The sequence below is a fragment of the Cohnella thailandensis genome (genome assembly GCF_014212135.1).
GTDB lineage: Bacteria > Bacillota > Bacilli > Paenibacillales > Paenibacillaceae > Cohnella > Cohnella thailandensis.
Genome location: NZ_JACJVQ010000030.1, coordinates 24,503 through 44,390, shown reverse-complemented (window position 1 = coordinate 44,390; position 19,888 = coordinate 24,503). Strand labels below are relative to the sequence as shown.

The 19,888-nt window shown below is 58.3% G+C and carries 19 protein-coding genes, 1 pseudogene and 1 riboswitch; of the genes and pseudogenes, 5 read left to right on the top strand and 15 right to left on the bottom strand.

From position 1 onward, the window contains the following. Nucleotides 1-9: 9 nt before the first annotated feature. Together H7B67_RS29220 and H7B67_RS29215 are read right to left on the bottom strand one after the other, a co-directional pair. Entirely contained in the window at nt 10-384 is a 375-nt protein-coding gene (locus H7B67_RS29220; RefSeq protein WP_185123437.1) for a cupredoxin domain-containing protein, read from the bottom strand. A 140-nt stretch (nt 385-524) separates the two neighbouring features. Further along, nucleotides 525-938, bottom strand: coding sequence for a phage holin family protein (locus tag H7B67_RS29215; protein ID WP_185123436.1), 414 nt, complete (start codon nt 936-938; stop codon nt 525-527). Nucleotides 939-1,112: 174 nt separating this feature from the next. On the opposite strand from H7B67_RS29215, the gene H7B67_RS29210 reads away from it, so the two are divergent. The 4 genes from H7B67_RS29210 to H7B67_RS29195 all read left to right on the top strand — a co-directional run bounded on the left by H7B67_RS29210 (nt 1,113) and on the right by H7B67_RS29195 (nt 4,949). Beyond that, nucleotides 1,113-1,409, top strand: a complete 297-nt coding sequence (locus tag H7B67_RS29210; protein WP_185123435.1) for a hypothetical protein — start codon at nt 1,113-1,115, stop codon at nt 1,407-1,409. A 42-nt stretch (nt 1,410-1,451) separates the two neighbouring features. After that, entirely contained in the window at nt 1,452-2,384 is a 933-nt protein-coding gene (locus H7B67_RS29205) for an FAD:protein FMN transferase (RefSeq protein WP_185123434.1), read from the top strand. After that, entirely contained in the window at nt 2,368-3,060 is a 693-nt protein-coding gene (locus H7B67_RS29200; RefSeq protein WP_185123433.1) for a ferric reductase-like transmembrane domain-containing protein, read from the top strand. The genes H7B67_RS29205 and H7B67_RS29200 overlap by 17 nt, the downstream gene beginning before the upstream one ends. A 119-nt stretch (nt 3,061-3,179) precedes the next feature. Beyond that, on the top strand, nt 3,180-4,949 hold the full coding sequence (locus H7B67_RS29195; protein WP_342592648.1) for an adenine deaminase: 1,770 nt from the start codon (nt 3,180-3,182) through the stop codon (nt 4,947-4,949). 442 nt (nt 4,950-5,391) lie between these two features. Here the strand turns inward: H7B67_RS29195 and phoU are convergent, their stop codons facing one another. The 13 genes and pseudogenes from phoU to H7B67_RS29130 all read right to left on the bottom strand — a co-directional run bounded on the left by phoU (nt 5,392) and on the right by H7B67_RS29130 (nt 19,109). Then, complete coding sequence (gene phoU, locus H7B67_RS29190) at nt 5,392-6,051, bottom strand: phosphate signaling complex protein PhoU (protein WP_185123432.1); 660 nt, start codon at nt 6,049-6,051, stop codon at nt 5,392-5,394. A gap of 29 nt (nt 6,052-6,080) precedes the next feature. Beyond that, nucleotides 6,081-6,836 carry a phosphate ABC transporter ATP-binding protein PstB gene (gene pstB / locus H7B67_RS29185; RefSeq protein WP_126957712.1) on the bottom strand — a complete coding sequence of 252 codons (756 nt, stop codon included), beginning with the start codon at nt 6,834-6,836 and terminating at the stop codon, nt 6,081-6,083. Between the two features lie 21 nt (nt 6,837-6,857). Beyond that, a complete protein-coding gene (gene pstA, locus H7B67_RS29180) occupies nt 6,858-7,760 on the bottom strand; it encodes a phosphate ABC transporter permease PstA (RefSeq protein ID WP_185123431.1) in 903 nt (300 codons plus the stop codon). Beyond that, on the bottom strand, nt 7,757-8,707 hold the full coding sequence (pstC, locus tag H7B67_RS29175; protein ID WP_425353928.1) for a phosphate ABC transporter permease subunit PstC: 951 nt from the start codon (nt 8,705-8,707) through the stop codon (nt 7,757-7,759). The genes pstA and pstC overlap by 4 nt, the downstream gene beginning before the upstream one ends. Nucleotides 8,708-8,802: 95 nt before the next feature. Beyond that, on the bottom strand, nt 8,803-9,657 hold the full coding sequence (locus H7B67_RS29170) for a phosphate ABC transporter substrate-binding protein (protein WP_185123429.1): 855 nt from the start codon (nt 9,655-9,657) through the stop codon (nt 8,803-8,805). A gap of 78 nt (nt 9,658-9,735) precedes the next feature. Further along, complete coding sequence (locus tag H7B67_RS29165; RefSeq protein WP_342592647.1) at nt 9,736-11,142, bottom strand: stalk domain-containing protein; 1,407 nt, start codon at nt 11,140-11,142, stop codon at nt 9,736-9,738. A 225-nt stretch (nt 11,143-11,367) separates the two neighbouring features. Continuing rightward, complete coding sequence (locus tag H7B67_RS29160; protein ID WP_185123428.1) at nt 11,368-12,171, bottom strand: alpha/beta hydrolase; 804 nt, start codon at nt 12,169-12,171, stop codon at nt 11,368-11,370. 115 nt (nt 12,172-12,286) lie between these two features. Further along, on the bottom strand, nt 12,287-12,964 hold the full coding sequence (thiE, locus tag H7B67_RS29155) for a thiamine phosphate synthase (protein WP_185123427.1): 678 nt from the start codon (nt 12,962-12,964) through the stop codon (nt 12,287-12,289). After that, nucleotides 12,961-13,776 (bottom strand): bifunctional hydroxymethylpyrimidine kinase/phosphomethylpyrimidine kinase, encoded by an 816-nt coding sequence (thiD, locus tag H7B67_RS29150; RefSeq protein WP_185123426.1) that lies wholly within the window; start codon nt 13,774-13,776, stop codon nt 12,961-12,963. The genes thiE and thiD overlap by 4 nt, the downstream gene beginning before the upstream one ends. Beyond that, the gene (gene thiM, locus H7B67_RS29145; RefSeq protein ID WP_185123425.1) at nt 13,773-14,585 is read right to left on the bottom strand and encodes a hydroxyethylthiazole kinase; all 813 of its coding nucleotides are present in this window, start codon (nt 14,583-14,585) and stop codon (nt 13,773-13,775) included. Before thiM ends, thiD begins: the two co-directional genes overlap by 4 nt. 141 nt (nt 14,586-14,726) lie before the next feature. Then, nucleotides 14,727-14,836: riboswitch (TPP riboswitch) on the bottom strand. A gap of 50 nt (nt 14,837-14,886) precedes the next feature. After that, on the bottom strand, nt 14,887-17,328 hold the full coding sequence (locus tag H7B67_RS29140) for a glycoside hydrolase family 2 protein (RefSeq protein ID WP_185123424.1): 2,442 nt from the start codon (nt 17,326-17,328) through the stop codon (nt 14,887-14,889). A gap of 210 nt (nt 17,329-17,538) precedes the next feature. After that, nucleotides 17,539-18,300, bottom strand: a complete 762-nt coding sequence (locus H7B67_RS29135; protein ID WP_185123423.1) for an SDR family NAD(P)-dependent oxidoreductase — start codon at nt 18,298-18,300, stop codon at nt 17,539-17,541. A gap of 48 nt (nt 18,301-18,348) precedes the next feature. Beyond that, a pseudogene (locus H7B67_RS29130) lies at nt 18,349-19,109 on the bottom strand (SDR family oxidoreductase). A gap of 177 nt (nt 19,110-19,286) precedes the next feature. On the opposite strand from H7B67_RS29130, the gene H7B67_RS29125 reads away from it, so the two are divergent. After that, nucleotides 19,287-19,853, top strand: a complete 567-nt coding sequence (locus H7B67_RS29125) for a TetR/AcrR family transcriptional regulator (RefSeq protein ID WP_185123422.1) — start codon at nt 19,287-19,289, stop codon at nt 19,851-19,853. Nucleotides 19,854-19,888: the final 35 nt, after the last annotated feature.

The window sequence follows — 19,888 nt, the reverse complement described above, 5'->3', positions numbered from 1 at the left end:
TAATGCCGATTACTCGACGATGATCTTGGCCGTCATGGTCGAGTGGCCTTGTCCGCACATGATGGAACAATGCATTTCATAAGTACCGGGCTTATCGAACGTGTATTCAACCCTCGGGTTATCCTTGGTCAGGTTGATATTCAAATCGGCAATTTCGGCGCCGTGAGTGCCCAGGCTGTTCGAGAAGCTAAGAACGTAAGGCGTACCGGCCTTCACGTGATATTCGCCTTCGTTGAATTCGAAATTAGTCGCCGTAATCTTCAGCAATTCCGTTCCCTCAGCGAGGTGCTCTTCCTTCGGTTTCTCGGGCAGTCCGTCCGCGAGCAAATAAACGCCGAACAAGCAAGCGATGACAATCAATACTGGCATGATCCACTTGAACATTGATGCTCCCCCTGATTCATTCGAATGTCTAGCTCTTATTTTACCTAAAATACACAATTGAACTCAACTGTTCCTTATGGGAGAACGTCAACTTTTTTTCACATTTGACAATTTGATGAACAAGACGGCGAAGTCGGCCCTTATTTGGAGGGATCGTCGTCCTTCCTTTCAGCCCTGTTCCGCAGAATCCGAATGACTTCGCGGAGCCTGTCCGGCATCGGAAGCCCGAGACGCCCGTAATTCTCCATGACCGACAGCAGCTCGTTCACGATATAGAAATAAACGGCTCCCCCCATCGCCACGTCGGCCCCCAGCACCAGGTCGATCCGATGGGCCACGATGACGATCAGCAGCATGAGGCCTTTTTTGGCAAGTCCCCAGAAGCCGACTTCGCTGCTTAACCCTTTCCCGTCGCGCAGCGAAGCCGCAACGCCGCTAACGTAATCGACGGCCATAAGGACCAACAGGAAGCTGAGCGACTCCGTCCAGGTTCCGAAGCCGAATCCGATAATGGAGCCGAACGTTATGCTTAGAATGCCCAAATTAGGATGCATCCCCTCTCCTCCTCTTCGAAAATCATCATTTCCATACAATATATGAAAATGGGACAAGAACGCGCTTGATAGATGACGGCGAGCGTTGGCGGAACCTTTTTAAGCCGTTTTTCAGACTGCGTTCAAGCGGGCCTAAGGTTGCTCGTTTATTCTACTGGGCAAGGAGGAGATTCCATGGCGAATAAGAAAGGGATCAAATGGATCGTCGGCCTATCGGGAGCCGCGCTGTATTCCATTCTAATCGGGTATATATCCCACCAAGATGCGGGGACGGCCAGCGCATCGTCCGTTCCGACCGTAACGGATCCGGCCGGGCAATCCGACCAGGACAGCCTGATGCAGCAATGGGAGAGCGAGTCCGGCGGCAGGCACGGCCGCGGATCGTTCGGAGAGAGCACGGGAGGAACATACGAAGAAGGCGGCTCCATGGACAACTCGGCAGGCGGCGGCTTGCAATCGAGAGGTTCCTGACGCTGGCGAAGCTTTACCGGAAGCGAAAGGAGAGAAACCGACATGCATACTTTTACGGCGATGAGCACTGCCTTCCATACGATCGGCCTTTCGTCCGTCTCCGCGGGCAAAGCCGAATCCTGGTTCTCCTTTATCGAGAGGAACCTCAGCCGGTTCCTCCCGGAGAGCGAGCTGTCTTCGCTGAATCGAAGCGAAGGCCGTCCTTTCCTTGCTTCCGCCCTGCTCTACCAAGCGGTGAGCGTAGCGGACCGGTACTATCGCGAGACGGACGGCTTGTTCAATCCTTATCTGGGCAAAGCGCTTATCGCGCAAGGCTACTCCGAGAGCATCGAGAAGCTCCGTCTCGATTCGGATCGGCAAACGGCAGACGACTATTGCGTCGATATGCCGGAGGAGCCGGTCGCATTGGACCGGCGCATGATGGGCATTCGGCTGCATCCGGAGCTATCGCTCGACCTCGGCGGCATCGCGAAGGGCTGGAGCGCGGAGCAGCTGGCCGGCATGCTTCGGCGGGAAGGAGTCGGCACGGGAGCGATCGACGCCGGAGGAGACATGATCCTGTGGGGAAAGCCCGTCCAAGGCTGGGAGATCGGAATCGCCGATCCGCGCGACGGAGCGAAAAACGCGGCCTCCCTCGTTCTTAAGCGGCCTGCCGGCATTGCGACGAGCAGCACCCTGAAGCGGCGTTGGGGCACCAAAGAGGGCGTACGGCATCATCTGATCGACCCGCGCACGCAGCGCCCGGCTGATACCGATCTCGTGCAGGCAACCGTGCTGGCCCCTTCCTTGACGGAGGCGGAGGTTTATGCCAAATGCTTGCTGATTCTAGGCTCCGAAGCCGGCATTCCATGGCTGGAAGCCCGCAAACCCGGTTTAGGCTGCGTCGCCGTCAACGGCGAGGGGCATCTCTTCAAAGGCGGCTCGCTTAATGAGTATGCCGAGATCGGAGGCGGCTCCTATGCAGCAGCTATCTGAGTATTTCTCCGTCTGGGCGACGACGAGAGCCGCCGGAATCACGTCTTATCTTCTGCTCTTCGTCTCGACGGCGGCCGGTCTTCTGATGAGCGGCAAGCTAAGCGGCAAGAACCAAGCGGTCATCCTCGCCGTCCATCAATGGACAGGCTGGTTCGGCTTCCTCTTCGGAATGATGCACGGCATGGTGCTATTGTTCGACGAATACGTGGGATACTCGGCCGCGGAGCTGGCGATTCCGTTCGCTTCCGACGATCACCGCTGGCTGGCGGGACTCGGAACTTTATCGCTCTATATCTCCGCGATCCTGATCGCCAGCTCCGATCTGATGAAGCGGCTGGGGCGGAAGGTTTGGCGCGCGATCCATTTTCTGGCGTTCGCCGGTTATGGAATGGCCTTGCTGCACGGGACTCTAATCGGAACCGATTCGAAGGACCCCGCGATCTCCGGCATGTACGCCGTCACCGGGATGACGGTTGCCGTCTTGCTCGCCTACCGGATTTATGCATCCCGACTGAAATCCGGCCGCTCCGTAAAGGCAAAGGGTCAGCCCGACGGCCGAGAAGGCCGCATGCCGAAGGCTGCTCCGGCCGCGTCCGCCTCGCTGGAAGCCCCGATTGCTCCGGTTATCGAGTATCTTCCTCCCTCCGAGACGAATCGAATTCGTCTCCGGAAGTGAGTTTCGATTTGCGCGAACGGCTCGCGAGATGGGATACTAGGAGGTAAGAATGGCGATTGGAGCGTGCAAACAAATTGAAATTCCTTAGACCCCCTTTATCCGAATGTTTCGAGAGCCTTGTGTCTACCGCCAGAGGAGACGTCAAGGCTTCTCTTGTCGTGCGGAACGGAAATCTCGTGAACGTCGTCTCCGGCGAGCTGCTGCCGGACATGTCCATCGCCGTGCAAGGCTCGCGAATTGCCTATGTCGGCAAGGAAGTCTCCCATCTGATCGGTCCCAAGACGCGGATCGTCGATGCTAAGGGCAAGTATATGGCTCCTGGGCTGCTTGACGGGCATGCCCATATCGAGAGCACGCAGCTTACCGTCACGGAGTTCGCTCGAGCCGTGCTGCCGCTCGGCACGACCGGCGGCTTCTTCGATCCGCACGAGATGGCGAACGTGTTCGGCATCGAAGGGATCAAGCTGATGCGGGAGGAGGGCTTGGGCACTCCTCTTGCCGCCTATATGCAAGTGGCGTCCTGCGTGCCCGCCGCCGGCTCCGAATTCGAGACGACCGGCTCCTCCGTCGAGCCGGAGGACGTCGCGGAAGCGTTCCGCTGGGGCCCGGACATGATCGGCCTCGGCGAAGTGATGAACTTCCCCGGCGTCGTCTACGGGGACAAGAAAATGGCCGCGATCCTGAAGGAGACCCTGGCGGCCGGCCGTATCGCCGACGGCCACTTCACGTGGCCGTCGAATGACTGGCGCCTGCCGGTCTATGCGGCGAGCGGCATCACCGGCGACCACGAATGCGTCACTCCGGAGGACGTCATCGAGCGCATTCGCTTGGGCATGTACGCGAAGATGCGCCGCGGATCCGCATGGCACGACGTCGCGAACACGATTCGGGCGCATACCGAATCCGGCATCGACACCCGCCGCATGATGCTCGTCACCGACGACCGCAGCTCGGAGTCGATCCGGGACGAGGGCCACATGAACTTCGTCGTTCGGGACGCCATCCTTCAGGGCGTGAAGCCGATCACCGCTTTCCAGATGGCGACGATCAACACCGCGGAGCGCTTCGGCGTCTCCCGCGACGTCGGCTCGCTCACGCCGGGAAGCTTCGCCGACATTCTGCTGCTCGACGGGCGGTTGGCCGACGTGAACGTCGCAACGACGATAGCGGCCGGCGTCGTCGTCGCGGAGAACGGCAAGATGGTCGTGGAGCTTCCGGCCTACGAATATCCGGAGAAGGTGCGCAACTCGGTCCGGCTGAAGCCGGACATCGCCGCTTCCGCGTTCGAGATCGCCGCGCCGATCGAATCCGGCGAGGCGCTCGTCCGCGTCATTCAGGTCGTCGAGAATCACGTCGAGACGCCGGAACTGAAGCTTAAGGTTCCGGTCGAGAATTCCCGGATCGCGCTTGCCCCGAACAGCGGCCTCTGCAAAATCGCCGTGCTGGAGCGCCATAAAGAGACGGGCAACCGCTCGGTCGGACTCGTCGCGAATATCGGCTTCTCGAAGCCCGCCGCGATCGCCATGACCGTCGCGCACGACAGCCACAACGTGCTGATCATCGGCAATTCCGAAGAGCTGATGGCCGAAGCGGCGAACGAAGTCATCCGCATGCAGGGCGGCACCGCCGTCGTCACGGAGGAGGGGGCGACGTCCTTCCCGCTCCGGATCGCCGGACTCATGTCGGCCGAACCGTTCGAGGTCGCCGCCGAGCAGTCCGCGTCCATCAGCCGCGCGCTCGTCTCCGCCGGATGCACGCTCAACTATGCGTTTATGACTCTGTCCCTTCTCGCCCTCGTCGTCATCCCGACGCTCCGCATCTCCGACAAAGGCCTCGTTCGCATCTCGGAGGCCGGCATCGAGTTCGTTCCTTTGTTCTGCGAGGAATGAATCTTGCTGAAGAAGGCTAGTGGGCGGCTTCATGCCCGCGGTAAGGGGGACTTATCTAAGCAGGGCAAAACAGTGCCTTATCCCCTCCGCTCATTTGGTATAAAATGTAAAACCGTTCCTCTCTGACGAGGAACGGTTTTTTTAGAAGCTGAGAGAAATCTTGCAGGGCCATCTCGCTCGTTGTTGGGCTTCATCCGCAGATAAACGCCTACAGCCAGAAGTAGCGATTTATTCTCTAGTAAGCATCGATCTCAAATTTTACGCCGGCCAGCCCAACTACCGTATCGAGCCTGCTGTCGGCAGACATTCGATACCCGCCCTTCCCTCCGGGACATGAGCGGAAGGGATAAGGTACTGTCTGGGCCGAATTGGAGAATAGGCATGAAGTCCAATTATAGAGGCCGTGCATGAAACGCTCAAGGCCAAACGAGCTTGCCCACGTTCAGGCGTTCAAGTCCGGACGCGAACCCGTAACCAGATAAACGGTGCTCTCTCCGATGTTCGTCGCATGGTCGGCGATGCGCTCGTAGTAGCGGCCGACGAAGCTGAGAAGCGTCGCTTGCGGGATCGTCTTCGGGTTCTCGACCATTAGCGTCAGCAGCTCGCGGATGATCTGGCTGTACAGCGCGTCGACCAGGTCGTCGTCCTTGCTCATTTTGTAAGCCAAGTCCACGTTCTCGTCGGAATACGACTGAACGGACTCCGAGATCATCATGCGAACCGCGTCCGACATTCTCGGCAGATCGATCAGCGGCTTGATGAGCGTCTGGCCCTCGAGTCGAAGGACGACCTTGGCCACATCCACGGACAGATCGCCCATTCTCTCCAAATCCGAAGCGATCTTGAAGGCGGCGAGAATGCGCCGAAGGTCCTTCGCCACCGGCTGCTGGGTCGCGATCAGCTTGGAGCCGAGCTCCATCACCCGCTCCTCCAGCTGGTTCAATTCCAAATCTTCCTTCACGATTTTTCTCGCCTTGAGCGCGTTAAGGTTGACGAGCGCGTCCGTCGCGTCCACCAGCGCCTTCTCGACGCGTCCGCCCATCTCGCCGAGCAGCGCCTGCATCTCCTGCAGGCCGCGATCGAACTCTCTTCTTACCGTCATCACAAGTCCCCTCTCCGTTCGGCTTTCGCTTAACCGAACCTTCCGCTGATATAGTCTTCCGTCCGCTGGTCGGACGGATCGGAGAACAGCTTCTCGGTCTCCGAATACTCGACGACTTCCCCGTTCAGGAAGAACACGGTCTGATGAGAGACTCGGGCGGCTTGATGCATGTTGTGGGTCACCATGACGATCGTGTACTTATCCTTGAGCTCCTGCGCCAGCTCTTCGATCTTCAGCGTGGAGATCGGATCGAGAGCCGAGGTCGCTTCGTCCATAAGCAGCACGTCCGGCTCGACCGCCAGCGCGCGGGCGATGCACAGCCGCTGCTGCTGGCCGCCGGAGATGCTGAGCGCGGAGCGTTTCAGGTGATCCTTCACCTCGTCCCAGAGCGCCGCCGCCCGAAGGCTGGACTCGACGATCTCGTCCAGCTGCTTCTTGCCGCGGACGCCGTGAAGCCTCGGGCCGTACGCCACGTTATCGTAGATCGACTTCGGAAAAGGATTCGGCTGCTGGAACACCATGCCTACCTTCTTGCGCAGGGTCTCCACATGTACTTCGCCGGAGTAGATGTCCGTTCCTCCTACCGCGATCTTTCCTTCGATTCTCGTTCCCGGAATCATGTCGTTCATGCGGTTGAGCGTGCGCAGGAGCGTCGACTTGCCGCAGCCCGAAGGGCCGATAAACGCGGTAATCGCCCGCTGGGGAATTTCCATCGATACATTCTTAAGAGCTTGGAAGGTTCCGTAGAACAAATTCAGCTTATCTATCTCGATCAGAGCTTTCAAACAAGATTCCTCCCGTGGATACTAGCTTTTGGTCTTGCGGGAATTCAGCCACAGCGGCACGCGGAAAACGATATTGATCAGCAGCACGATGAAAATGAGCACCGAGGTCGCCTTCTGGGCGATCTCCTGCGCGTCCGGCACGATCGCCTCGGATTGCACGTACCAGAGATGGACCGCAAGCGTCTCGCCCGGCGAGAACAGATTGAAGTCCCACATCACTCCGGAGGTCGTCACGCCGGCGGTCAGGATGATGACCGCGCTCTCGCCGAACGCGCGTCCGGCGGTGAGACAGATGCCCGTGACGAGTCCGTTCAGGGCAACCGGAACGAGTACCTTGCGGATCGTCTGCAGATGCGTGGAGCCGAGGGCGAACGAAGCGTTCTTCATCTCGACCGGCACGGCGCGTATCGATTCTTCCGTGATGCGCGTAAGCATCGGAAGGTTCAGGAACGCCAAGCTGATCGCCCCGCCGAGAATCGTCAATCCGATCTGGAACATCTCGACGAAGAGGGCGATGCCGAACAGGCCGAAGATGATCGACGGAACCGAGGACAATCCTTCGACGCAGATCCGGACGAAGTCGATCAGCTTGTTGTTCGGCGCGAATTCCGCCAGATAGATTCCGGCGGCAAGGCCGATTGGAATCGAGATAATGAGGGAGATGGCAAGCAGATAGAACGAGTTGAACAAAGCGGGCCCGATGCCGCCTCCTTCTTCGATCTCGCTCGGAATGCTGTACAAGAAATCCCAGGTCAGCTTAGGAAGGCCGTTCTTAAGCAGCATAAACAAGAGACCGACGATAAAGAGGATGACGAGAATGCCGATCCCCCATACCAGGCCGGTGAAAATTCTGTCGTACAGTGCGGAGGAGCTGTTCCGCTTGCCGAAGGAATAAGGGGCTTCGGAACGGGTGGATTCGTTCATGATTCGCGGACTCCTCTCTTCTGAAGGAAACGAACGGCAACGATCATGATCAGCGAAATGACGAGCAGCAGGAAGCCCATCATATAGAGAGCGTAGTTCCAAGTGGATTCGAACTCGACGCTGGAGATCTGCATGACGATATTGCTGGTGAGGACGGCCGTCGGCGTGAACAGGCTGTCGGCGATTTGCGCCGTGTTGCCGATGACCATGACGACCGCCATCGTCTCGCCGATCGCGCGGGCCATGCCCAGAATGACCGCGTACACGATGCCGCGGCTCGAGGCGGGGAGAACGACGCGGAAGATCGTCTGGAAACGGTTCGAACCGAGCGCGTACGAGGCGTCGCGGTATTTCTTCGGAACGGCGGAGATCGCGTCGTCGCTGACGCGGCTGATGGTCGGAAGCACCATGATGGTCAGGACGATCGCGGCGGCAAGAAGCCCGTCGGCCAGATCCTTGCCGGTCATGTCGCGAAGCCAGGGAATCAGAACCGTGAGTCCGAGATACCCGTATACGACGGACGGAATGCCGACCAGCAGGTCAAGCACCGGACGAAGCAGGTTGCGCAGCCACTTCGGCGTCACTTCGGCCAGGAAGACGGCGATAAGCACCGAGAAGGGGACGGAGATCAGGAGCGTAAGGGCCGTAAGCGCAACGGTTCCGAATATAAACAGCAGCGCGCCGTATCGGCCGTTCTCCGGATCCCAATCGGCGGAGAAGAAGAACTCGGCAAAGCTGACCTCCTGGAAGGTCAGGACGCCGGTACGGAACATCAGGAATAAAATGCCGAACAGCACCAGACAGACAAAAGCGGCAGCCGCGATGCAGGCGATGCGGAAGGCGGAGTTCGCCCATCTCAATCTAGCTCTTCGGTCGAAGGACTTCCCCGAGCCGGTACGGATGCTGTTGCCCAGCTCCGCCGAAGCGGTCTGGACGGCTTGATTCATCTCGATCATGGAGAGATGATCTCCTCTCATAAGGAGAAGCCAGCTTTTCGCCGAGGCGCTCAAGCTGGCTGTCTCTTCGTTTATGGGATAATCAATTACTTAACGGATGCCAGAGGGATGAACTTCAGCTTCTTCAGCGAGCCGTTCTGGAACGTCTTGCTCTGAATGTACTCGATGAACGCCTTCGTCGCTCCGGTCGGCTTGCCCTTCGTCATGAAGTAGCCGATGCCCCATACCTTGTAAGTGCCGTTCAGAACGTTCTTCTCCGTCGGAGCGACGCCGTTGATGCTGAGAGCCTTCATCTTGCTCGTTACGTACGGAAGATCGATATAGCCGATGGAGTTCGGGGTCGTCTCGATCGTCGTCTTCATGTCGCCGCTGGAGCCGACTTCCTTGTAGTTGTCGCCCTTGCTCATGAATTCCGTGCCGCTTAGGGCCTTCATTTGGAAGTTGACGCGGGTGCCGGAACCGAACTTGCGGTTGACGACCACGATGTCTTCGTCATCGCCGCCGACATCCTTCCAGTTCGTGATCTTGCCGGAGAAGATGTCTTGCAGCTGCTTCGTCGTCAGGCTGCTTACCTTAACGTCCTTGTGAACGATAGCGGAGAACACGGTAACGGCAACCGGGTTGGCCACTTGGCCGTCGAACTTCTTGAAGCCCGGCACGTCTTGCGAAGCATCCCAGTCTACGGCGCCGATGTCGGCGATTCCTTTGCGGACCGCTTGCGGGCCCGTGATCGAGCCGGCCGCGGATGCGGAGATCTTGACCTTCGGGTTGAGCTTCTTGAATTCGCTGGCCGCTTGAAGCGTCAGAGGCAGCAGCGCGGAGGACCCGTTGATGACGATTTTGCCTTTCAGGGTGCTGGCCGCGGAAGCCGCGGAGGTCGCGCCCCCGATCAGGGATACCGCCAGCGCGACGGCGGTAAGGGATTTGATCCATTTTCTCATGGAAGAATGACTCCTCTCGATTCTATCGAATGAAAACGCGGCAAATGAAATCTCGGCGAATGGATGCCCTGCGAACGATTACTTGGTGACGGCCGTCCAGGAATTGCCGTTCTTGACGAGAATCGAGCCGTCGCGGACGACCGCGATGCCGGATTCCGATACGACGATGGAGGACACTTCCGCCGATACCGCGTACAGCTGGTTCGCGGCGCCCGAAGCCGTTACTTCGTAAATGCCGTTCTCGGTATCGCTGTTCGCCGCGAGCACGTAGAGCTTGCCGGCATATTGGACCGACTCCAGCACGTCATGCGCGCCGTACAGATTCTTGGTCGTGCCGTCCGCCGCCGCCGCGACGAGAACCGCGTTCGAGTTTTCGTTCGGTACGCTCACATATGCGGCGTTCTTGCCATCGGCGGAAGTGATGAAGATCTTGTCGTCCGTCCCCTTCGTCAGTTGGGTCGGCTTGCCGTCCTTCACCGTGGAATCGAAGGAGAAGATTTGGATTTGGTTCGCCGAAAAATCGATATCGACGTTGTCTTCGTCCACGTTCGTCGAGTCGGCCGTTACCTTGCCGAGCGTTGTTACCGCGTAAACGAACTGCGTTCCGTCCGCGGAGACGTTCAGGCTGGACTTGTAGTCGACCTTGTCTTCCAGGATCTTCGTGATTTCGCCGCTGGTAACGTCGATCTTGGCGATGACCGATCCCTTGTCGCCTTGCAGGAAGTATACCGTGCCGCTGTCCGGGGACCAGACCAGCTCGGGCTTGATGTTGTTGTCGTCGGAGAGCTTGGCGACGGCCTTGGTCGAGAGATTGATCAGATACAGCAGGCCCTCGTTATCGGAGAAAATCGCTTGCTGGCCGTTAGGCGCGACGACCAGATCCGACTTGTCGGTCGAAGTCATCAGAACCTCGCTCTTGCCGGTTGCGGTGTCGACCAGGTAGTCCGTGCGGCCTTCTTCTTGAATCGTGGAAACGAGCAGCGTGCTAGCGTTTACAAACCGAGGATTCTCCGCTCCTTCGAGCAATTGCACCGTCGACACGGAGATTTGGCCGGCGTTCAGGGCGACCGTGCCGCCAAGGCCGGCAATGAAAGGACGCAGCGCGATATAAGTCGAGCCGTTCACCAGCTGGATCGGCTGCTTCAGGCTCACGGCGGCGCCGTCCGCCGTCAGCTGCTTCGCGTTCAGCTTCACTTCGACCGTGTGGCCGTTCAGCGTTACCGTCAGCGCGCCGTTGTTTACCGCGATGTTAGCGCCGATCGCTTGGGCCAGATCGCGAACGGATACAAGCGTTTCGCCGTTCTTCGTTACGACTCGGAATGCCACTGCGTTGCCGTTCACCGTGAAGGTCGATTGCTGCGCTTGGACTGCCGCGACTGTCTTCGCGGCAGGCGCTGCGGACGCGGCGCTGACGATCGACGTCGCTACGACTGCGGCTGCTACGGATGCTGCTACTGCTTTTCTCATCACCATTGGCTCGGTCACCCTTCTTTGTCTCCCAAATTGGTCTATCGATTTGTTGCCCCAACCCTTGTCATGCGTTTACATTCGTCATTATAAGAAGGATTTGTAAAGTCAATTTCCGCCTATTATCATCCAATTGTTAAAATTTTCTTTTGTTTGCAATTGTTTATGAGAATGCAAAAAAAGATAGCAATAAAGGACCCTGGTCCTGAATCGCTATCCTCAGATATGCATGAATAGAATCTATTAATTTCCCGAGAAGCCGTTCAATTTGAGCCAGGAGGCGCAGGCCGCCGTCCACTCTCTCGTATGCTCCTGGTCATCGGCGAGTCCTAAGCCGTGGCGACCGTGCTGATAAACGTGAAGGTCGAACGGAACCTTGTGTCGGCTTAACGCGGCTGCGAAAGCCAGACTGTTCTCGACCGGAACCGCTCCGTCGTCCGCGGTGTGCCACAGGAACGTCGGAGGCGTCTCGGCGGTTACCCGCTCCTCGCTGCTGAGATAAACGACCCGTTCGGGGTCGGGATTCGTCCCCAGCAGGTTGGAGCGCGAGCCTTCATGCGTAAAAGGGGATTGCAGCGTGACGACCGGGTAACAGAGAATGGCGAGGTCCGGCCTGGCCGATACGGCGGCGTCCAGCTCGTCCTTCGCGACGTTCAGCTCTTCGTTGAAGAGCGTCGCGGCCGCGGAAGTCAGATGGCCTCCGGCGGAGAAGCCGAGAATGCCGATGCGGTTCGGATCGACGGAGAACCGTTCCGCGTTCGCCCTAACGGTTCGAATGGCGCGCTGCGCGTCAAGCAGGGCGCTCGGATATTGGTAAGGCGCCACACGATAGCGCAGCACGAAGGCGGAGATGCCGAGCGTATTCAACCATCTGGCGATAGGCTCCCCTTCGTGATCGGCCCGCATCCCGTAGCCTCCGCCCGGACAGACGATGACGGCCGCGCGCTCTTGGCCTTCCAGCAAATAGGGAAACAACGCGGGGCGATCCTCCGGAGCGGTTCCTTGCGCCAGCGGCGCTCCCTCCGGCCATAACAAAAGCTCTTCCAATGAAATCCCTTCCTCTCACCTGGTACGGTCGAATCTCAAGAAATCGTTATCCTTGCCATCATATCACGGACTCTACGAGACTGGTAGCGCATTCAAGCATCTCGTAACCGGGAATCTATCGATTCGCCAAAGCCGATTCCACCGCCGTTGCCAGTCGCCTTGCCGCTTCGCGAGGATACTCCGCCGACGAGATGGCGGAGATGACGGACACTCCGTCGGCTCCCGCCCGCACGACGCCGGCCGCGTTCTCCGCCGTAATGCCGCCGATGCCGACGATCGGCAGCCGGATGCCAAGCTCTCTCATCCGCCGGATCGCTTGAACCCCGGAAGCCGATTTCGCATCCTCTTTCGTGCGAGTCGCGAAGATCGGCCCGACTCCCAAGTAATCCGCGCCGGCTCGAATCGCGGCTTCCGCCTCCGCTTCATGATAGGCGGAGACGCCGAGCAGCTTGCTTCCGATCCTCGTCCGCACGGCGGAAGCGGCTTCGTCCTCCTGCCCGACATGGACGCCGTCGGCGTCCAGCTCCAGAGCGAGATCCACGTCGTCGTTCACGATGAACGGAATGCCTCGCTCCCTGCAGAGCAAGCGCAGCTTCCATGCCAGCTCCGTTCGCGCCTTTCCGCGGAGCCCCCCCGTCCCCTTCTCCCGGTATTGAAAGAGGGTCGCTCCCCCGCGGATCGCCTCCGCCAGAATCAGCTCGGGCGGGATGCCCGCGGGAACGTTGCTGCTTCCCATGATAAAGTAGACACGCAGCGCCTGACGGACGGCATCCTCCTTCCGCGTCGCGTTCATCTTGCCGCCCTCCTCCGGTCGCCGTATGCCCAATGGTTCGTCGGCCCGTGTCCTCGACCGATCTCCAGCGACTGTTCGATGGCGGCTTGGATAAACGCTTTGGCGACCTCGACGGCTCGCGGCACATCGCTCCCTTTCGCAAGCTCCGCCGTCAGGGCGGCCGCGAACGTGCAGCCGGTTCCGTGCGTATGCCGGGTAGACACCCTGACGCCTTCGAACTCGAGAAAGTCCTTTCCGTCGAACAGCAGATCGACGGAGCGCCCTTCCAGGGAATCGTCATGTCCTCCCTTAAGGACGACATAGCGCGCGCCGTGCTCCGCCAAGCGTCTTGCCGCTTCCCGCCGCGCAACCATCCCGCCGATCTTCGTGCCCGTCAGCGTCTCCGCCTCCGGTACGTTAGGCGTGACGACCAAGGCGAGCGGCAGAAGGTGCTTCTTCAAGGCTTGAACGGCCTGCTCCTGAAGCAGCGCGGCTCCCCCCTTGGCGATCATGACGGGATCCACGACGACCCGGGTCCACCGCAAGCGGCGAATCTCTTCCGCCACCCCTTCGATAATATCGGCTCCGAACAGCATTCCCGTCTTTAAAGCGTCCGCTCCCATATCGTCTCCGATGGCCGCGATCTGGGCCCGCACCGCTTCCGCCGGAAGCGGGTAGATGCCGCTAACGCCGAGCGTATTCTGCGCGGTCACGGCCGTGATCGCGGACATGCCGAACGCCCGAAGCTCCTGGAACGTCTTCAGATCGGCTTGAATGCCCGCGCCGCCTCCGCTATCGGAGCCTGCGATCGTCAATGCGGTCGGAGTTCTCATCCTTCGATCTCCTCCGCCTTGCCAAGCCGTTCGACGTCGCCGGCGGTGACGCTCCACAGCCGATCCAGGAACGCGATCTGGAAGCTGCCCGGGCCCTGCTCCCTTGTCCGGCTCGCCGCCAGCTCGGCCGCCACGCTATACGTCGCCAACGCCGCTACGGAAGCCTCGACCGGATCTTCGCAGACGGCCGCGAAGGCGCCGATGACCGACGTAAGCAGGCAGCCCGCTCCGGTCACCCGGGTCAGGAAAGCGTCGCCGCCATGCACGGCGACCGTCCTCGTTCCGTCCGAGACGATGTCGGTCGCTCCGGAGACGACGACTGCCGTTCCGAGCTTAAGGGCTGCCTCCTTCGCCAAGCCGACGACATCTCCGCCGGTCGCGCCCGCATCCACTCCGCGAATCGCCCAATCCCGTCCGATCAGGTTCGCCACCTCCGCGGCATTGCCGCGCACGATCGAAATCCTGATCGCGGAGAGAAGGCTTCTGGCCGTCTCCGTCCGGTATGCCGAAGCTCCCGCTCCGACAGGATCGAGCACGACGGGAACGCCGCGTTCGTTCGCCGCTCGCCCGGCGATCTTCATCGCTTCGACTTCGACCTCGTTCAACGTCCCGATGTTCAAGACAAGCGCGCCGGCGATCCCGGCGATGTCCGCGGCCTCCTGCTTGGCATACGCCATGACCGGAGAAGCTCCCAGAGCCAGCAGCCCGTTCGCGGTAAAGTTCGTGACGACGACGTTCGTGATGTTATGCACGAGCGGATTGCGGTCCCGCACCTCTTGAAGCTTGCTTGCCAATTGCCGAATGTTCATCGCTTTCGCCTTCCTTATCCCATAGTGAATTGAATATTCGAATCCAGGGACGGCAAGGATGAGAGCACGACTTCCCGAGCCAGATGGCAAAAAAGCGCCTTACCCCTCAAAAAGATCAGGGTAAGACGCTTAAAAGCGCGCGCAAAAAATACGCATTCTTCCTACGATGGCATTACCCAACAGGTTTAAACGGTCTACGACGGATCAGCCGTACTCTCAGCCTGCTTCTGCAAGCTCCCGCGAATATTCAATTGTTGTTAGTGTAATACAGCGCAAGCCGTTGCACAACCAAAATCTTGGCTTACACGTAGCCGATCGTCTTCACGCCGTTCAGGCTTGCAGCTTCGATCGCGAAGCCTTCCGGAAGCTTGCCTTTGAGAACGACCTCTCTCGTCTCGCCCGCGACAAGATCGAAGTAGTTGTCGGACAGCGTTCCGACAACGTTCAGCAGACCCGCATCCTTCGCGAACGCGTCGGTGGAGATCGAAATCAGCGTATCGCCGTTCTCGAGAGGCTTAGTCGTCACGGTAAGCGCAGCCGGCTTCAGCTTGAGCTGGTGAGGCTTGCCGAGCGTGTACGCTTGACGGGCCAGGCGTTCCCCGCCGCTCGACAGCAGGTTGACGAACACGATCGTCGTCGCCGCGTCGAAGCCGCCGACGTTCAGCTTATCCAGCTCGGTCGATCGATGCCCGTACGCCTTGACGCCGCGCTCTTCGGTCTTGACGACCTTGTCCGTCGCCAGATCGTAGAATTCGATCGTCACTTGGCCTTCGAAATCGCCGTTGTCGTGGATCAGGTGCAGCGTCGCTTCCGCTTGCCCCGGAGTGATTTTCGCCACGACGTTCGGGGCTTGGAACGTTCTCTTCATGTAGTAGTACGAAGGCTTCTTCACTTTGCCGTAGTCGACGAGCGCCCAGCTGATCGACGGCCACAGGTCGCTCCACTGCCAGATGAGCGCGCCGGACGTGTCCGGCATGCGGGATACCCAGTGCTCGACGCCGAAGCGAAGCGCGTTCGCCTGCAGAAGCTGGTTCACGTAGACGAACTGCTCCTTCGTCGCAGGCAGGCGATAATCGCCGACGGTGTAGTAGAACAGGCGTTGAATGCCGTTCGGGGCTTTCTGCATCGCGTCGAACTTCGGATCGCGCAGGTCGGCTTCCGCGTCGACGGCGTCCATTACCTTCATCGAAGGATAGGACTGCATGCCGAACTCGGACAGGAAGCGCCCGTTCACTTCGCGATACTCCTCGTATGGATGGGTTTGGCCCCAGACATACCAGGAGTGCAGGTCGCCATAGTCGCCTTCATAGCGCGAGTCGTCGAAAGTGAGCATGTACGGGCTCGTCGGCCAATAAGGGCGCAGCGTGTCCTTGCGGCATACTTCCTTCAGCACGTCGAAGTACAGCTTCTCGCCGAAGCCGTGCTTGCGCTTCTTGCGGCTCCGCTCGATGAAGAACATGTTCTCGTTATTGCCGCACCAGAGCACGATGCTTGGGTGAGACCCGAATTCGTCGAGGACGAAGTCCGCTTCCTTGCGCACGAGCTCCGAGAACGCGTCGTCGTCCGGGTAATCGCCGCACGCGAACATGAAATCCTGCCAGACCATGATGCCCAAACGGTCGCACTCGGCGAAGAAGTCGTGGTTCTCGTACGTGCCGCCGCCCCAGACGCGGATCATGTTCATGTTCGCCGCCGCGATATCTTCGATCTCCTGGCGGTATTCCTCGGCGGTGTCTAGGTTCGGCCACAGCTTCAGCGGAATCCAGTTCACGCCTTTGCACAGAATGGAGATGCCGTTCACTTCGATGAGGAACTTGCGCCCTTGCTCGTCGTAAGGCATCTTGATCTTCACTTCGCGAAGGCCGACGGAGCAATCCAGAGCGTACGAAGCATCCTTCGCCGCGACTTCGACGACCAGGCGGTACAGATGTGCCTCGCCGTGACCGAGAGGATACCAGCGCTTCGGGTTCGCGATCTCCAGGGAAGTCTCGTATACCCGCTCTCCCGGCGCCGCGCTGACGGTTTCTTTTTTGACCGCTACCGCTTGCTCTCCGTCGTAAATCGTATACGTCACTTCCGCTTCGAAGGCGGTGCCGCGAACGTTAACGATCTTGTGGTGCGCGTTTACGATCGCCTTGTCTTGGGAAATGCTCGTAAGGCGGTAACCGAGGTGCTCTCCGCGCAGTTGCTCGTAGCCTTCGACTTTAACGGCCTTGTGAATGCCGACCGTCGCGACGCGGGCGCCCCAGTCCCAGCCATAGCCGTATTGGGCCTTGCGTCCGAACAAACGGGGAGAAATGCCGTTCCACAGGAACAGATCCTCGCCGAACGCCTTCTCCTTCTCCTTCAGCGTCTCGGTAGGGGAAGAAATGCGGACGACCAGCTCGTTCCGAGCCTTCGCGATGCCCTTCACGTTGAAGCGATAGGACATGAACATATTCTCGGTGCTGCCGATTGCCTTGCCGTTCAGCTCGATCTCCGCGAACGTATCGACGCCTTCGAACACCATCTCGAGCGCCTCGGAGGCGAGCAGCTCTTCGCTAAGCTCGAACGAGCGGCGGTACGTCCAAGCGTCGTGCTCCACCCATTCGATTTTCGGTTCGAACAGGGTGTCGTATTCGTTAGGCAGAACGCCCTGCTCCATCAGATCCTTCTGGATGAAGCCCGGTACTTGCGCCGGATATCCTTCTCCCGTGCGTACGTTCGTCGCTTGCCATGTTCCGTTCAACAGAAATGTTTTCATCAAAAAGTGCACCCGCTTTTCTGCCGTGTTGTGGTTTAACTTAGCTAACATACAATCTAGGAACAATCATTTGTTTGTATAAAAATTAGTACGAAAGCTATAGTTAGGCTAACGATACGATACTACGAAACGGGCCAAATTGCAAAGGATTTCAAAGGCAAAACGCAAAAAGGGCGCCTGTCCGTCAGACGCCCTTCCTCTATCTCTTTTCTATTCTTTAATCGACTGTCCGCCATCGATAATAAGCTCTTCGCCGGTAATGAATCTGGATTCGTCGGAGGCCAGAAATAACGCGGCGAAAGCCACGTCTTCGGGATTCCCTAAGTACTGCAAAGGAATTTGCGAGATCAGCTGCTTCTTGACCTCTTCGTTCTCCGTATAATTAGAAATCATTGGAGTTTGAATAAAACCCGGATGGACGGAATTGACGCGGATATGGTCCGGACCGAGATCCCGGGCCGCCCCTTTGGTCAACGTTCGGGTAGCCCCCTTAGAGGCGCCGTAAGCCCCGATTCCCCCTAAGCCGTTAATGCCGGCCAAGGAGGAGATGTTCACGATCGAGCCTTGCCCCGTTTTTCTCATTTCCGGAACGACATGCTTGATTCCAAGAAGATTGCCGAGTGCGTTGACATTCATAACTTTGTTCCATTCTTCTACGTCGATATCCGCTAATGCCAGGATTTTGCCCGTTATGCCTGCGTTATTGATCAGAATATCGATCTTTCCGTATTTCTCGACCGCCTGGCGAACGACTTGAATCCAGTCGCTCTCCTCCGCGACATTATGCTTCACGGCGATCGCGACGTCGCCGAATTCGGTACGGATCTCATTCACCACGGATTGAAGCAATTCCTCTTGCATATCGGTGGCAACGACTTGAGCCCCTTCCTTGGCGAATAGCTTCGCTTCCACCGCGCCTTGACCGCTTGCCGCTCCCGTAATGATGGCAACCTTGCCGGCTAGTCGACTCATTTTTATTCTCCTGTTCGATTTTGATATAATGGCTTCGATAACCTTAGATTAACGCGCGGTCCAGCCGCCATCGGCTTTGATGACGTCCCCGTTGACGAAGCTGGAATCGTCGGACGCCAGGAACAGAGCGACTCGCGCGATTTCCATAGGATCCGCCAATTTCCCCGGGCCCGCGTCGGCCAGGGCTGCGGAGCCCAGCGGATGGGGAGCCGTAATGGTGGATTGAATGTTGGTATTGACGCCTCCCGGAGCGATCGCGTTGCAGCGAATGTTGCCGCCTTCCCGTCCATAAGTGGAAGCGATATTCTTCGTCAGCCCGACCAGCCCGTGCTTCGACGCGATATATGCGGCTCCTCCGCGGGTACCGAACAATCCGCCGACGGAAGCGTTGTTGACGATGACGCCGCCACTTGCTTGGTCCTTCATGATGTTGATCGCAGCGCGGCAAGCCAGGAACGGACCGGTGAGGTTGATCCCGATCAGGCGCTCCCACAGCTCGTCCGTTACGTCGCCGACCGAGTGAAATTATCCATGACCCCGGCGTTGTTCACGAGAACGTCCAGAGAGCCGTATGCCTCCCTGGCGGTTTGAATCATCTTTTCGACATCGTCTTTCTTGGAGACATTGACGACGACGCCCGTCGCCTCGCCGCCATTTGCTTTGATTTCGGCGACGACGGCATCGACTCCCGCCTGATTGATGTCGGCCGCGACGACTTTGGCGCCTTCTTGCGCGTACAGGGTCGCGATGGCTTTCCCCATGCCGGAACCGGCACCCGTGACGACGGCTGTTTTCCCTTGAAGTTTCATGAATAGGACTCCTTTAGCAATGAAATCTATCGCACACTTTTATTATAAATTCGCGGCCGAACGCTTCAATTTACAAGAAACCGGGCCCTGTAAAGATCTTTACACTTGGTTCAAAAATGTCCAATTTCTTTGCGAAATCATACATTACGGCGAGTTATGCGCGGGGAGCGACGGGGAATGAATAACGGCGTCATTCGCACCAAAAAAGCGCTAAGGAGCGCACTGATCGATCTATTGAAGGAGAAGGAATTCAGGGCAATCACCATTAGCGAAATCGCCTCCCGGGCCGAATATTCCCGGGCTACCTTCTATGCGCATTATCAATATAAAGAAGATTTATTGGATGAACTCGTTCAAGAAGTCATCGAAGGCTTCCTGTCGGCGTTTAAAGAACCTTACGAGAACAATAGGGAGAGCTACGATTTGGGGCAGCTGACTCCCTCGGCCATCAAGATTTTTCAATACATCGGGGAAAACGAGGACGCTTTCGGCTTGCTGCTGAAAGGCTCCAATCCGGGGTTTCAGGAAAAGCTGTTCGAGGCGATCCGTTCGATTTTTACGCAGGAGTACGAACTGCTTTTCCCTCGGATTCCGGCTCATATCGACCGCGAGATCTATATCAACCAGAACGTCTATACGATGCTCGGACTGATCTCATATTGGGTGAATTCGGATTATCGGTATTCGGCCAAGTATATGACCGACCAGATGCTTGCGATAGCGAAATTATCGAATCCGAGATAAAGCAAGAGACGGATGAAGCCGCGAAATTCGCAGCC